General features: G+C 70.7%; 13 protein-coding genes. 8 read left to right on the forward strand and 5 right to left on the reverse strand.

All coding sequences use genetic code 11. From position 1 onward, the window contains the following. Positions 1 to 11: 11 nt before the first annotated feature. Genes folK through folP form a run of 3 tightly spaced genes read right to left on the reverse strand, consistent with a single transcriptional unit; the run spans position 12 to position 1,728 of the window. Positions 12 to 533: a 2-amino-4-hydroxy-6-hydroxymethyldihydropteridine diphosphokinase gene (gene folK / locus AB0B76_RS30935; protein ID WP_360382078.1), complete on the reverse strand. Its 522-nt coding sequence runs from the start codon at positions 531 to 533 to the stop codon at positions 12 to 14. Continuing rightward, complete coding sequence (folB, locus tag AB0B76_RS30940; protein ID WP_360382080.1) at positions 530 to 904, reverse strand: dihydroneopterin aldolase; 375 nt, start codon at positions 902 to 904, stop codon at positions 530 to 532. Before folB ends, folK begins: the two co-directional genes overlap by 4 nt. Next, entirely contained in the window at positions 901 to 1,728 is an 828-nt protein-coding gene (gene folP / locus AB0B76_RS30945; protein WP_360382213.1) for a dihydropteroate synthase, read from the reverse strand. Before folP ends, folB begins: the two co-directional genes overlap by 4 nt. 330 nt (positions 1,729 to 2,058) lie before the next feature. Between folP and AB0B76_RS30950 the strand changes: the two genes are divergently transcribed. The 7 genes from AB0B76_RS30950 to AB0B76_RS30980 all read left to right on the forward strand — a co-directional run bounded on the left by AB0B76_RS30950 (position 2,059) and on the right by AB0B76_RS30980 (position 10,765). Then, positions 2,059 to 2,373, forward strand: coding sequence for a hypothetical protein (locus AB0B76_RS30950; protein ID WP_350612348.1), 315 nt, complete (start codon positions 2,059 to 2,061; stop codon positions 2,371 to 2,373). A gap of 12 nt (positions 2,374 to 2,385) precedes the next feature. Then, positions 2,386 to 2,760: a hypothetical protein gene (locus tag AB0B76_RS30955; RefSeq protein ID WP_360382082.1), complete on the forward strand. Its 375-nt coding sequence runs from the start codon at positions 2,386 to 2,388 to the stop codon at positions 2,758 to 2,760. Between the two features lie 98 nt (positions 2,761 to 2,858). Further along, positions 2,859 to 6,434, forward strand: coding sequence for an ATP-binding protein (locus AB0B76_RS30960; protein ID WP_360382084.1), 3,576 nt, complete (start codon positions 2,859 to 2,861; stop codon positions 6,432 to 6,434). A gap of 41 nt (positions 6,435 to 6,475) precedes the next feature. Next, a complete protein-coding gene (locus tag AB0B76_RS30965) occupies positions 6,476 to 8,413 on the forward strand; it encodes a DMT family transporter (protein WP_360382215.1) in 1,938 nt (645 codons plus the stop codon). Positions 8,414 to 8,419: 6 nt separating this feature from the next. Beyond that, positions 8,420 to 8,962, forward strand: coding sequence for a hypothetical protein (locus tag AB0B76_RS30970; RefSeq protein WP_360382086.1), 543 nt, complete (start codon positions 8,420 to 8,422; stop codon positions 8,960 to 8,962). A 175-nt stretch (positions 8,963 to 9,137) separates the two neighbouring features. Continuing rightward, positions 9,138 to 10,157, forward strand: coding sequence for a M23 family metallopeptidase (locus AB0B76_RS30975; protein WP_360382088.1), 1,020 nt, complete (start codon positions 9,138 to 9,140; stop codon positions 10,155 to 10,157). Positions 10,158 to 10,189: 32 nt separating this feature from the next. Continuing rightward, positions 10,190 to 10,765 (forward strand): hypothetical protein, encoded by a 576-nt coding sequence (locus tag AB0B76_RS30980; protein WP_360382217.1) that lies wholly within the window; start codon positions 10,190 to 10,192, stop codon positions 10,763 to 10,765. A gap of 1 nt (position 10,766) precedes the next feature. On the opposite strand, the gene AB0B76_RS30985 is transcribed toward AB0B76_RS30980, so the two are convergent. Next, positions 10,767 to 11,141: a hypothetical protein gene (locus tag AB0B76_RS30985; RefSeq protein WP_360382090.1), complete on the reverse strand. Its 375-nt coding sequence runs from the start codon at positions 11,139 to 11,141 to the stop codon at positions 10,767 to 10,769. A 479-nt stretch (positions 11,142 to 11,620) separates the two neighbouring features. On the opposite strand from AB0B76_RS30985, the gene AB0B76_RS30990 reads away from it, so the two are divergent. Then, positions 11,621 to 13,582: a hypothetical protein gene (locus AB0B76_RS30990; RefSeq protein ID WP_360382091.1), complete on the forward strand. Its 1,962-nt coding sequence runs from the start codon at positions 11,621 to 11,623 to the stop codon at positions 13,580 to 13,582. A 37-nt stretch (positions 13,583 to 13,619) separates the two neighbouring features. Here AB0B76_RS30990 and folE read toward each other — a convergent pair whose 3' ends face one another. After that, positions 13,620 to 14,255, reverse strand: coding sequence for a GTP cyclohydrolase I FolE (folE, locus tag AB0B76_RS30995; RefSeq protein WP_360382219.1), 636 nt, complete (start codon positions 14,253 to 14,255; stop codon positions 13,620 to 13,622). Between the last annotated feature and the right edge of the window lie 2 nt (positions 14,256 to 14,257).

Genomic DNA, 14,257 nt, shown 5'->3' on the forward strand with positions numbered 1-14,257 from the left:
TCCGCTCCAGATCACGTATCGAGGTGGACGTCAACTCTTGGACGCAGGTCGGCGAGGTCGTCGGCGACCACGTCGGCGCGGAGCAGGTCGTTGACCCATCCATGCCCCGGCAGCTTGGCGTACGGCTCGATTTCCAGCCACGGCCGGAGCACGAACGCCCGCAGGTGGGCGCGCGGATGCGGCAAGGTCAACTCGGGATCGCCGGAGATCACCGGCGCCCCGTCGTCGTTCCACACGGCAATCACGTCAACGTCCAGGGTACGCGGGCCGAAGCGGCGCGCGGGATCGCGGACGCGGCCGGCCTCGTCCTCGAGCCGGTGGGCGGCCGCGAGCCAGTCGTGCGGCGTGGCGCCGGGATCCGCCGCGAGCAGGGCGGCGTTGAGGTAGTGCGGCTGGTCGGGATCGCCCCACGGCGGCGTCTCGTACACCCCGGAAACCACGAGAACCCGGTCGTGCAGGCCCGCGACGGCGCCCCGCAGGTGACCCTCGCGGTCCCCCAGGTTGCTGCCGAGGGCGAGGAGCGCGCGGGTCACGACCGCTCCCGGCGGATGACGACGGCGACGTCGGCGAACTGGAGGGGGATGGGAGCGTGCGGCTTGTGGACCGTGACGGTCGCGGCCCGGACCCGGCCGTCGGCCAGGCAGGCCGCGGCCAGCCGGTCGGCCAGGGTCTCGATGAGGTTCACCGGCTCGCCGGCGACGACGGCCGCCAGGCCCTCGGCCAGCTCGCCGTAGTGCACGGTGTCGGCGACGTCGTCCGAGGCCGCGGCCGGGCGCAGGTCGAGCTCCAGCTCCACGTCGATCACGAAGTCCTGGCCCTCGCGACGCTCGAAGTCGAACACGCCGTGGAAGCCGCGGACGGTGAGCCCGCGCAGGGCGATACGGTCGTTTCGTCCGGAACTCACAGCGCCGCCCTCGTCGCCTGCCACACCTTTATCGCATCCACGTTCCCACGGACGTCGTGCACGCGCACGCCCCAGGCGCCGGCGGCGACGGAGAGCACGGTGGTGGCGATTGTCGCGGCCTCGCGCTCCTCGGTCGGGCGGTCGTGACCCTCGGCGTCGGCCAGCAGGCGGCCCAGGTGCGACTTGCGGCTGGACCCGACCAGCACCGGGTGGCCGAGCGCGATCAGGTCGGGCAGGTGCGCGGCCAGCTTCCAGGTGTGCTCGGGCCGCTTGGCGAAGCCGAGCCCCGGGTCGAGGACGATCCGCTCGGGCGCCACGCCGGCGGCGACCGCGGCTTCCACGCGCTCGAGCAGTTCGGCGGCGACCTCCTTGACCACGTCGTCGTACACCGCGAGGTCAGCCATCCGCCGGGAGTGCCCGCGCCAGTGCATGAGCACCCAGGGGCACCCGGCCTCGGCCACGACCCGGCCCATGTCCGGGTCGGCGAGGCCGCCGGAGACGTCGTTGACCAGCGCCACGCCGGCCTCGAGCGCGGCGGCGGCGACCGCGGCGCGGGTGGTGTCGATGCTCATCGCGATGCCCTCGGCGTGCAGGGCACGGATGACCGGCACCACGCGGGCCGCCTCGGTCTGCGCGTCGACACGCCCGGCGCCCGGACGGGTACTTTCCCCGCCGACATCGACGATGTCGGCGCCCTCGGCCGTCATCTCCCGGGCGTGGGCCACGGCCGCGTCGAGGTCCGCGTAGCGGCCGCCGTCGGAGAAGCTGTCCGGGGTCACGTTGAGCACGCCCATCACGAGCGGCGTTGAACGTGGCAAGACCATCACTTGAATGAAGGTACTCAACTCAATGCGGCCGCCCGGTGGCGACCTGCGACAACCCTACGGGGGGCGCGCTCAGGCGTCTCACGAGACACACTGTGCACACTGACCACGGTTCGGTCAGCTTGTTGGAAAGAGGGCCGCAACGTACTCTCTGCAAGTGAACGTTATTCGGACCGTTAAACCCGACAATGGGCATTTAGCAGGGCAAACGCCCGGATAAGGTTCCGCTGGAGGACGACACAGCAGCCGGGGTGGTACCACCGGGTCGTCTTTTCGGCGAGGCTTAACGCGCGGCGCGCACCGCGCCCGTCGCGCCTCCGGGGAGGTCTGATGATGTTGATGGAGATCGGCCAGGCGATGTGGGGCTCGGCCGCACGCGCCGTGGATGCGATCGCCCTCGCGCCGACGCCAACACCCGAGCCGAAGACGATCAACACCGACGGCATCCTCACCTTCTTCACGACCAAGATCGTTCCGATTTTGCTCGCGGCGCTCGGAGTGATCTTCATCGGCCGGGCCAGCAAGGGTGAGGTCTCACGGGTCCTGACGAGTTCGGCGATCGCCATCATCGGCCTGGCCTTCGTCGCCGGTGCCGCGTCGCTGTTCTTCTTCGGCGACTCGCTGGTCAGCCTCATCTTCAAGTAGGCCTGGCCTCCCATGCGCCTGCGCACCGACGACGACATCTACCGGGCCCGCCTGGTCTACCTGGGGCCGCCCGGCTACACGCTGCCCATTCAGTTGCCGTACGCGCAGTACGGGGTGTTCGCACTGCTGGTGCCGCTGTTCATGTTCATCCGCTACCTGATCACGCTGCACGTCGACTACTTCCCCGCCTACGAGATCGCTCTCGCGATCGTGGCGACGTCGCTGATCTTCCGTTACGTCGACCCCGATCGACCCGCCCGCATGGTGGTCCGCACCGCCCTGACCGACTGGCGTCACACTCGCGAGCCCAGCTCCGAGCAGCGTGACGCCCGCCTGGTCGCCTCCAAGGTGCGTATCCGCCCGGACCTCACCGGTGATCTCGCATGACCACTCCGCCTCCCCGTAATACCGGGGGCTTTCAGGACCGCCCGGACATCGATGACGACTCTGCGCAGTCAACCGACTACGATGGCGGACTTCGCGCGGTGGCCGAGGGCGGTCGCGTCGCCATGTTCCGCGGCGCCGGCGCCACGCCGACCGGCCCGCGCGCCGGCACGCCGCCCGGCCCGCCCGAGAACGGCGCCAACGGTCGCTCCGGCGGCTCGCAGCGCCCGGTGAGCGGCCAGCCGGCGCCCGACGTCGACTCGCCGTTCTTGGGGCTCTTCGACGACCCGCCCGGCGGCGCGCCGCGCGACCGGCTGCGGGCACTGGAGCCGAGCCCGAGCCGCGCCGACCGGGTCCAGCCGGTCTCCGGCATCCCGATCTCGGCCGCGCCCGCCTCGGGTGCGCCGCGGGCCCCCGAGGACCTGCGTGCCCCCAAACGGGCGATTCCCCGCAACCCGGGCACCGACCCGGCGCGCGCCAACGGCGAGCGGCGCCGGACGCGGCCGGCCCTGAGCGACCGGCCGGCGTTGTCCGACCGGCCCGCACTGGGCGACCGGCCCGCGCTCGGCGATCGGTCCGCGTCCGTTGACCGGTCCGCGTCCGTTGACCGGTCCGCGTCCGTTGACCGGTCCGCGTCCGTTGACCGGTCCGCGTCCGGTGACCGGTCCACTGACCGGTCCGCGGCACGCGATCGTGCTGCGGCCCGCGATCGGTCCGCCGCCCGTGAGCGGCCGGCGATCGAGGAGCGGCCCGCGTACGACAACTGGACCGAGTCCGGCGGTCGGCCCGCACTGCGTGGGCGACCCGGCGACCCGTCCGGCGAGCACCCACCCCTTCGCGACCCGAACGGGTATCCCGGGCGCAACGGTGAACGGCTCACCCCCACGGACGAGTGGGCCGCCGAACGCTACGGGGCGCCGGGTGGACGGAGCGGCTCAGCGGGTACAACTCGAAAGGCCGTAACCACGGCACCGCCGCCACCGGCGCGACGCAGTGCGCCCGCCCGCGGTGTCCCGGCCCAGCAGCCGCCCCGGCCGCCGCGCGTCCAGCCGACGCCGGCCCAGCGCGGCCGCAGGACGCCGCTGGACAAGACGCCCCGGCCGAAGCACAAGGACCGCACCGCGTCGATCGACCTGGCGATCACCGAGATCGCCGGGCACCTCACGTTCACGCCGAACACGGTCACCGCGTGGTACTGGCTGCCGGAGGTCCGCTGGGCGTTCCGCCCGGACGCCGAGCGCGAGGCGCTGCTGTCGGCGATCTCCGAGCAGTACGCGGGCCTGGCCGGCTTCCGGCTGCACCTGCGGCGTACGACGCGGCCCTTCCCGGCCGACCAGTGGGCGCGCGTGGTCGACGGCAACACGCCGCACCCGCTGCCGACGGTCGGCGGCGGGCCCTCGTGGGCCGACCATCTGGTCTCGGCCCAGAAGCACCTGCTGTCGATCAACCACGCCGAGGGCCAGACGTACCTCGGGATCGCCTTCGCCCGCCGAACGCTCGGCGACACGCTGTCGGAGCGCCTCGGGGCCCTGTTCAAGCGCGGGGTCGCCGACGCCGAGCGCCGCCGCATGGCCCGCACCGTCGAGCAGTTCGACGAGGTGCTGGGCGCCTTCGGCATGCGCGGCCGGCGGGTCACCGCGTACGAGCTGGAGTGGCTGCTGTACCGCTCGGTCGCCCTCGGCATGTCGCCGCCCAGCAACATCACCTCGCTCGACGGCTCGTGGGGCTCGGGCGACCTGCTCGCGCTGACCGAGGCGGTGGAGCGGTACCGCACGCCGTACGGCTCCACGGTGAAGCTCGTCAACCGGCAGACCGGCGAGGAGCGCCACGTCGCCGTGCTGACCGTCGGGCGCATGGAGCCGCTGGAGATCCCCGAGCGGCACGAGCCGTGGCTGCACTTCCACGAGCGCCTGCCGTGGCCGATGGAGCTGTCGTCGCGGATCGACATCCTCGGCCCGGGCGACTCGTTCCGCAACCTCGAGCACCGGCTGCGGCTGATCCGCTCGCAGCAGGCCGACTACTCCGAGCACGGCATCGACGCCCCGCCCGAGCTCGAGCGCCTCGCCAAGCGCGCGCTCACCATCGGCGACGAGATCAGCACCGGCCTGCCCGTCGACTCGTCCCGCGCCCACGGCTGGCACCGCATCGCGGTCGGCGGGCGTACGCGGGAGGAGTGCCTCGAGCGGGCCCGGCGGATCACCCAGATGTACTCGCGGGAGATGCGCGTCGCCCTGCAGCACCCGAAGAACCAGGACTGGCTCGCGCGCGAGTTCATCCCGGGCGAACCGCTGGCCAACACCGGGTACGTGCGCCGCATGCCGGTCAAGCTGTTCGCGGCCGCGCTGCCCCAGGCCGCCTCGACCGTAGGCGACCGCCGCGGCGACCTCATCGGGCGCACCGCGGGTACGTCGCGCCGCCCGGTCTTCCTCGACCTGCACTTCCCGATGGAGGTCCGGGAGCGCTCCGGCCTGGCGGTCTTCGTGGCCGAGCCGGGCGGCGGCAAGTCGACCCTCATGGGCGCGCTGGGCTACCTGGCCGCGCGGCGCGGGGTACAGGTGACGCTGCTCGACCCGTCCGGCCCGCTCGCCCGGCTCTGCAGCATGCCGGAGCTGAAGCCGTACGCCCGCGTCCTCAACCTGACCGGCTCGGAGCAGGGCACGCTCGCCCCCTACGCCCTGATCCCGACCCCGCAACGCGCCCACTACGCCCACGGCCCGGCCGGCGACCGCGAGTTCGAGATCTCCGTGTCGAACGCCCGCGCCGAGCGCCGCATGCTCGTGCAGGACATCTGCATGATGCTCGTGCCACCCCAGGTCGCCCGCGAGGCCTCGACCGCGACGATGCTGCGCCATGCCGTACGCCAGGTGCCGGCCGAGGAGTCCTCGACGCTCGAGGACGTCATCCGCTCGCTGCGCGACACCGGCGACCACGACGCCGCCGAGCTGGGCAACCTCCTGCTCGACACCGCCGAGATGCCGCTGGCCATGCTCTTCTTCGGCTCCCCGCCCCCGGGCCTGCTGGGCGCGGACGCGGCCCTGACCGTCATCACCATGGCGGGCCTGCGCCTGCCCGACCTCAAGATCGAGCGCGAGTACTGGTCGGCCGAGGAGTCCCTGGCCCTGCCGATGCTGCACACCGCCCACCGCCTGGCCGTACGTCGCTGCTACGGCGGCGACATGTCGATGCGCAAGCTCGTAGGCCTGGACGAGGCCCACTTCATGGAGGGCTGGCGCTCCGGCCGCTCGTTCCTCGTCCGCCTGGCCCGCGACTCCCGCAAGTGGAACCTCGCCGCGCTGGTGGCCTCGCAGAACCCGAAGGACATCCTGGGCCTGGACGTGCAAAACCTCGTCTCGACCGTCTTCGTGGGCCGGATCGCCGAGGACACCGAGATCGCGGCCGAGGCGCTGCGCCTGCTGCGAGTGCCGACGGACGTGGGCTACGAGCAGACGCTGGCCGCCCTGTCCCAGGTGGACACCAGCTCGTCGGCGCGCCTGGGCTTCCGCGAGTTCGTGATGCGCGACGTGGACGGGCGCGTCCAGAAGGTGCGCGTGGACGTTTCCTACGTTGCCGAGCTGCTGCGGTACCTCGACACGACCCCGGGGGGCGCACCGGCGGCAAACGCCGTGGGCGGCGAGGTCGTGGACGTCCATGATGACGAGGCGGAGGATGAGCGGTGAGACGCCTGCCCGTGTACGTGGCCGTGGTCCTCGTCGCGGCCATGGCCACACTGTTCGCGGGCCCGACAACACCGGCGTCGGCCTCCCCGGCGTACGCCCCGGGCGACCCGCTTTGCACCGTTGACGCCTGGCGCGTACCGGGCAACTTCCAAAGTTGTGCCGACCGGCTCCAAGTCGATATTCAGGGTCGACTCAGTTGCCTCGATGCCCCGACGCCAGGTGCACCGGACTCGGGCATGGCCGGCTGGTTTGCCAAGGAGCCGGACATCCCGGACGTGTCGAGACTTCGCTTTCGCTACAGCAGTTACGGCTATGCCGGTTACGATTTCTCAACCTACGACCTTAAGTGCGCTTCGACGGTCACCAACCCGAGCGCAGAGTTCGAGAATACCGTCGCCAACGGCGAGTTCCTATTCGCCACGTCGGTGATCGGCGCCTCGAACGCGGTACGTGAACGCGCCTGGGATCCGTCCTACATGTGGGGCTGGGCGGACCCCCTCGTGGAACAGGCCACCAAGGCGATCTACGAGAAGGTATTCACCGTATTCGGAGCGGTGACCCTGACGATCGTCGGTCTCTATTTGCTTTGGCGCTCACGGCAGTCCGACCTCTCCAGTGCGGTCACAACTGCTGGCTGGGCCATCTTTGTCATGATCTTGATCACTGGAATTGCCCGCTGGCCAACCTGGTCGGCGAGCCTTGCCGACCACGGTCTGGTATCGAGTCTGGGAGTCATTCACGAGGCCGTAGGACCGCCGTCGCAGGCGATTCCTCCGAATGAATGCCATAACCCGGACAAGCAGGCCTGCGAAGATCCACGTCCACCCGCCGTCCGGGCGAGCGACACAGTGGTAGAGGGTCTCCTTTACCAGAATTGGCTGCGCGGAACGCTCGGCTCCGCGACCAGTGCAACGGCCCAGAAGTACGGTCCCGCCCTCTATGACGCGAAATCGTTCTCCTGGAAGGAAGTCAACACCATTCGCGAGGACGAACGTCGCGCCGCGGACGAAGAGGAGCAGCGGATTCGCGAAGGGCGACCCGGCCCACCGGTCGAATCAAGCATGCGCAAAGTCATGATCGAACAGAAGCAGCAGCGCTGGATGAAGATCGCCGAGCAGATCAAGACCGAAGATCCGGAAGCGTACGAACATCTCCAGGGCAGCAAGGGCATGGACCGCATCGGTGCAGGATTCTTGGCAATCCTCTCCGCAGTATTCTTCGCGCTCTTCGATCTCACTTCCTCGATCCTCGTCATCCTCGGGTTCCTGCTGTTTCGATGGGCCGTTATCGCCGCACCGGTGCTTGGCACCTTTGGGCTGCTCCGGCCCGCAAATGCTGGACTGCGGCGACTCGGCAACGCAGTCATCGCAGCCATGTTCAACATCATAATCTTCGGCACCGGGTCGGCTATTTATCTCTTTGCCGTGACGTTGATTCTCAAGACTGCCTCGCTTGCGCCCTGGCTTCAGGTGTTGCTCATCTGGCTTACCGGGGTCGTGGGATGGTTGCTCCTGCGGCCGTATCGGCGCATTACGCAGCTCGGGGGGAAGGACTCCACGCGGACGATTACGTCTGCCGGGAGTTGGCATCGGTTGTTCATGCGGGACGTGCGGCAGGCCGCTGCGCTCAAGGTTGTTGATGCCGGCGGTACTCGGGAACCTGGCTCGCAGCGGCGCGGTGGGGAGACTTTGCAGACGCAGCAGCGGCCTGAGTCTCGTAGTGAAGACACCGTTTCCGTTGGGGGCGGGGAAGTTGCGCCCGTTGAGCGGCCCGAGACCGGAAGCGGTGGGCGTGGGCGCGGCGCTGGGGCGGCGGGCGGTGCGGCTCGGCCCGCTCGGCGGCGGGAGCCCTCCTGGGACGCGCCCGACGTGCCCTCGGAGAATGCGCCGTCCTACTCGATCTATCGGCCCGGGTCGGAGCGGAGCGGGTCCGAGCGGGCGCCGGCTCGGCGGCCTGAGTCGGCGAGTCTTCCCGGGTAGGCGGGCATGCGTACGGTCCTGCGGCTGCTCGGAACGCGGTACGGCATCGCGGTGGTGCTCGTTGTCGTCGTTCTTGTCGCTGTCGGGCTCGGGCGGACCGTGCTCGATCGGGGGGACGGGTCGTCGGCCAATGATGCGCTCGGGCCCACCGTTGCAGCGGTACCTACCTCGGCGGACCCGTACGCCTCGCTCGGCGATGACGGGGTCGACGAGTCGGTCGAGCCTGGGCCCTCGCTGAGCAAGGGGGCCGCCGACGTCACGACGGTGGCCAAGCGGTTCGCCAAGGCGTGGCTGCGCAAGCCTGGGATCACCGGGGAGCAGTGGCGGGCCGGGCTGAAGCCGGACGCTTCGGCGGAGCTGATGGCCGACCTCGCCGAGACGGACCCGGCGGACGTGCCGACCGACGCGGTCACCGGAGAGGTACAACTGCAGAGCGTCGGGCCGGCGACCGTTGCGCGGATTCCGGCGCAGGGCGGGACGATCGTGCTCGAGCTGCAGGCGTCCGGCGGGCGGTGGCTGGTCACCTCGCTGGACTGGGAGACCGCATGACGACTTTCCGGGACAGGGTGCCGCTGGGGCTGGGGGCGTCGTGAGCGTTCTTGGTGATGACGACGACGATTTCGCGGTACCGGCGAAAAAGAAACGGCTTCGTTCGGCACTTCTGGCCGCTCTCGGCGTCGGTCTGGTTTTGCTCTGCTGCGGGGGCGGGGCGGTCGCGTTCTTCATGGATGCCGCGCGGAACACGCAGGATTATGACGCCGCCGGGTGCGGGAATGGGCAGCTCGTCGATGCGGGGGCGAAGTCGCTGCCGAATCATCGGGAGCTCTCCGACGAGCAGGTGCGCAATGCGGCAATCATTGTCCGGGTCGGGCAGGAGCTGAAGGTGCCGCCGCGCGGGTGGGTGATCGCGGTCGCCACCGCGATGCAGGAGTCGAGCCTGCACAACCTGCCGAATCTCGGGGCCCGCAACGACCACGACTCGCTCGGGCTGTTCCAGCAACGGCCCAGCACCGGGTGGGGTACGCCGGAGCAGATCATGGACCCGCAGTACGCCACGCGGAAGTTCTACGAGAAGCTCGTCCAGGTGCCCGGGTGGCAGCAGCTGAGCCTCACGCGCGCGGCGCAGAAGGTGCAGCGCAGCGCGTACCCGAACGCGTACGCCAAGCACGAGGCGCTCGCGAGCACCGTCGTCAACTCGCTCACCGGCGGGGCGGCGCGCGCGGTCGGGGACTCCAACCAGCTCATGTGCGCCGCGGCCGGGCAGATCGCGGCGTCCGGGTGGACGGCGCCGGTCAACGGGGAGGTGGGTTCCGGATTCCGTACCGCCTCGCGCCCGACCCACCAGGGAGTCGACCTCATGGTGCCGCGCAACACGGTCATCCGCGCCGCGTCCGCCGGGCTCGTGGTGAAAGTCCGCTGCCAGGCCCACCTCGCGAACGGGACCGAATGGGGCTGCTGGCGCGACGGCTCGCCCTCCGTGCTCGGGTGCGGCTGGTACGTGGAGATCCAGCATGCGAATGGGCTGCTGACACGGTACTGCCACATGATCAAACAGCCCAGTGTGACAATCGGGCAGCACGTCGCGCCCGGCCAGGAAATCGGCCTCTCGGGCACGACCGGGCACTCGTCCGGGCCGCACCTGCACTTCGAGGTGCACATCAACAGCGATCCGAGCAACAATGGCGCCATCGATCCCGTGCCGTTCATGCAGCGCATGGGCGCGCCGCTGGGGGTCAAACCGTGAGCTCGGACTCGGACTTTCCCGACTGGGACTTACTGGCGGGAGGCGCCGAACGTACGCCCGCGGGGATCGAGCTCGTGCCCGCGGCCGGCGTGCGCAGCCTGCGCGGCCTGCGCGCGGTCGTGGGCCTGCCGGGCCTGGGCTGGCGAGGCGACCTGCGCGTCGACGACGCCATCGTGCAGGCGAGCCGGACCTTTGTGCCGGCGTTGCCGGAGCAGGAGTGGTACCGCGCCGAGTCCGAGCAGACCGAGGTGTTCGCGCCGCTCGTGCCGCTGGAACGCGTGTGGGTCGAGCGCGTGTCGACCTCGGTGACGCCGCCGTCTGGGGCTGACCTGGCCCTCGTTTCGCTGGACGCGCCGCCGGCTCGGGTGCCTCGGCGGGTTCGGGAGGTTCCGCGCGTCTCGGGGTTGCGGATGGTTCGAGTACCTGGGCCGGACGACAAGACTGGCGGGGATCAGCGGGATTTGCGGGCCGTGACCGAGGCGTACAACGGGGTTGAGGGCGACATCTGCGTTCGGGTCTGCCGGGAGGTGGACTGGTATCGGTGGGCGTGGAGTGGGCAGGCCCCGAAAACCATGGAGGTGCCGGTACACCTCCTCTGGGTGGAGTGATTCAACTCAGGCGTTGCGCGCCGCAAATTCGCCAGCCACGAGCGTCGACAAAGTGGAACGACCACTTCTGGAGTTGGACTGAAGTGGCGCCATTGTTCTCGGGTATGGCCACATTCAGGGTTGCCTTGACGTCCGCCGATTCACCGCTGACCGACGGCGCCAGATCCGACGCAGACACTGTGATGGCGATGCTGTATTTCGCCTCCAGTGCACGGATTTCGTCGAGCGCCTGATCGATCGCCTTCAGGTTCGGAGAGGAGCATTCAAAGTCAGACGCTCGGATCGCGTCCCGACTGTTGAACCGCACGTCCACATATTGCACGAGAGTGACCGTCGGGCTGCCCCGGTCGGGTTCGGCAGCCTTGTTGTAGAACACGTACGCCGTAATGCCACCCGCGAGACAGGCCGACACGACGATGCCCAGCAGCGTCCAAAGGATCGTGCGGCGAACCTTACCCGGCCGGCGAGCCTTTCGCGGCGGAGCATCCGGTGGCGGAGGCGGCCCAGTCCGCGGACGCCCAATCGGCGCCCCCTTCTCAATGATCTCGCCCTCGAGAACCTCATCCGACCCCGACCCAGACCGAGACCACGGAATCGACCGCCCCCGCTCCACACCCGGGTCGTTAGGAATCGATGGCTCCACACCCGAGAGGCTAGCCGCCCAGCGCCCCCCGAGCACCCTCCCGCGCCGACCCACCCGAACAGCAGATCAACGGCGACCCGGCTACCTGCGACAACGTACGACTCCCATGGCGCCTGCTGACGGGAATGGCAGTCTGCGTTACCGTTCCCGCATCTGCTTGGATCGGAAGGGGCACGGTGGCACGCCTGCGGGCACGGATCGAGCGAGCGGCTGTGCAACATCGGCACACCGCTGCGCTGGTCGCCGCCGCCGGGCCGATCCTCGAGCAGTACTCCCCGAATGCGGCCCCCGCCGAGCAGTACGCCGAGCAGCACGACCTGGCCGCCGGGCTCCGTGCGAACGCGGCGATGCTCGCGCCCGGCTGGCTCGGCGCGCAGCTCGATGCCCTGGCGCCCACGACCCCGCTCGGCGGTCCCCTCCCGCCCACCTTCGTACGGGTGGGGCAGGCTCACCCGCTGGATGACGCGCGGTTCCCCGTGATCGTGCCCCTGCTGCGGGCCGGCCACATCGCGATCGACGCCGATGCCCGGGACGCTCGGGTGGGCGGGCTGCTGCGGAGTCTGGTGCTGCGCCTGCTCTCCTCGTCCCCGCCCGGCTCGGTGCGGATCCGGGCGATCGACGCCGTGGTCGACGGTGGCACCTTCGACTGGTTCACCGGGATCGATGCGATCATGCCGCGGCCCGCGTCCGACGCCGAGGGCCTGCGCAAGGTGCTCGACGAGGGCGAGCGCTGGATTGCCGCGCGTACCGACGGTCCGGCTCCGACACTGCTCATCGTCATCGCCTCGCTGCCTGAGCTCACCGAGGGCCGCGACCTGGCTCGCATCGCCCAGCTCGCGCACGCCGGGCCGGCCGGGCGGCTGCACCTGATCGCCGCGGGGTGGCCGCCGCCGCCGCTGACGCAGGAGACGACCCAGGCGCCGCTGCCGCACGCGACCCAGATCGCGATCCGCAACCCGCACGCGTGGGTCGGCGACCCGCCCGGCACCACGTTCTCCGGCACCGGTACGGGTCCGAGCCGGCTCAACGCCCCCGTGTACCTCGACCCCGACCCGCCCGTCGATCTCGTCCGCCGCGTCTGTACCCAGCTGAGCGGCCCGTGGACGGCGCCGCCGGTGCCGGTGGGCGAGCCGAGCCGCACGGCCTGGCTCGAGTACGTGGCGGCCGGCCAGCGCCTCGACGCCGTCCGCCGCGAGGTGATCGCGGTGGTGGCCGAGCACAAGTCCGCGCTCAAGGCGGCCCAGCAGGACCTCACGAACATGCGGGCCAAGCTCGCGCACCACGAGGCCTACCTGTCCGAGGTCGCCGGCGAGGCGGGCGGGCGGCCCCTGGAGCTGCGCCCCGCGTGGCCGGAGATCCAGGCCGCACAGGCCGCGCTGACCTCGGGCCCGCAGCCCGCCGACCCGCGCCGCGGCGCGCCCATGGCCCCGCCCCCGCCGCCGGCCGCGCTCACCGGCGGCACGTGGCCGCCGGGCCGGCGCATCCTCACGACCCCGGTCAGCGCGCCGCCGTGGCCGCCGGGCGGGGCGCCGCCCGTTTCCGGAGTGCCGACGTCGGCCATGCCCGGAACACCCGCCGTGGCAAGGGCCGGAGGGTCCTCCACGGGCGGCTATCCGGTGGTTGTACCGCGCAGTGCCCCGCCGATCCCGCCGAGCCTGCACAACACCGGGTCGATCCCGCGGGTCCCCGTCAGCGGCGTGCCGAACCGCGTCAGCGGCATCCCCGTGTCGGGCCCGGGCGGGTTCGTCGGAACGGGCGTCGTAAGCCCCCTGAGCCCGCCCGTGCCGGAGTCGGTACCAGGGAGGGTGTCGCTGGCCCTCCGGATGGCCTCGGCGGGCCTGAAGCGCTCTGAGGCGGAGCTGGCGGCGCCGGGCCGCCAGGCCGCGTCCAACCGCCGCGTCTGGGTCAACGCCGGCGTCTACTTCCTCTTCGCGCTCCTGGCCGCGGTGGTCCAGATCCCCGCGCTGATGGCCAGCGAGGAGCTCACCGGGGCCGGCCTCCTGGCCCTTCCCTGCGCGTTGGTACTCCCGGCGCTGTCCTTCGGCCTCGGCTGGCTCACCATCGGCGCCATGACCCGCAAGTCCACGTCCCGAACCCCGGTACTGGGCCTGGTCATAAGCCTGCTGGCCCTGGTACCGATCCTGGTGTTCGGCGGCGTAATCCTGTTCTACTGACCCGAGCGGCGCATGATCGGCCGCCGTGGCCCCGAAGCTACTGACCCGAGCTGTGCATGATCAACGCCATGGCCTCGGAGCGCGACTTCGCGTCGTCACGGAGCAGGCCCCGCACAGCCGACGTGATCGTGCGCGAGCCGCCCTTCTGGATGCCGCGCATCGACATGCACATGTGCTCGCACTCGATGACCACGATGACGCCCCGCGGATTGAGCTGGCCCATCAGCAGGTCGGCGATCTGCGACGTGAGCCGCTCCTGCACCTGCGGCCGGCGCGCGTACACCTCGACCAGCCGGCCCAGCTTCGACAGCCCGGTGATGCGGCCGTCGGTGCCGGGGATGTACCCGATGTGCGCGACCCCGTGGAACGGCAGCAGGTGGTGCTCGCACATCGACTGGACCTCGATGTCGCGCACGAGCACGAGCTCCTCGTGGTCGGCCTCGAAGGTCGTGCTGAGCACCTGGGCCGGGTCGACGCGCAGCCCGGCGAAGAGCTCCGCATAGGCCCGCGCGACGCGGGCCGGGGTCTTGCGCAGCCCGTCGCGATCGGGGTTCTCACCGATCGCGATGAGGATCTCACGTACCGCATCCTCGATGCGCCTCAGGTCGACGGTGTGCTCGACCTCGACCCCGCCGAGCCTGCCGCTGACGAGGCGGGCCGCGACGTGATCCAGCT

Source organism: Dactylosporangium sp. NPDC049140 (assembly GCF_040648435.1).

Coding starts and splice junctions, on each gene's coding strand:
- AB0B76_RS30975 (WP_360382088.1), top strand. CDS start 9,138: ATGGATGCCGCGCGGAACACGCAGGATTATGACGCCGCCGGGTGCGGG.
- AB0B76_RS30955 (WP_360382082.1), top strand. CDS start 2,386: ATGCGCCTGCGCACCGACGACGACATCTACCGGGCCCGCCTGGTCTAC.
- folP (WP_360382213.1), bottom strand. CDS start 1,728: ATGGTCTTGCCACGTTCAACGCCGCTCGTGATGGGCGTGCTCAACGTG.
- AB0B76_RS30950 (WP_350612348.1), top strand. CDS start 2,059: ATGATGTTGATGGAGATCGGCCAGGCGATGTGGGGCTCGGCCGCACGC.
- AB0B76_RS30970 (WP_360382086.1), top strand. CDS start 8,420: ATGCGTACGGTCCTGCGGCTGCTCGGAACGCGGTACGGCATCGCGGTG.
- AB0B76_RS30965 (WP_360382215.1), top strand. CDS start 6,476: ATGGCCACACTGTTCGCGGGCCCGACAACACCGGCGTCGGCCTCCCCG.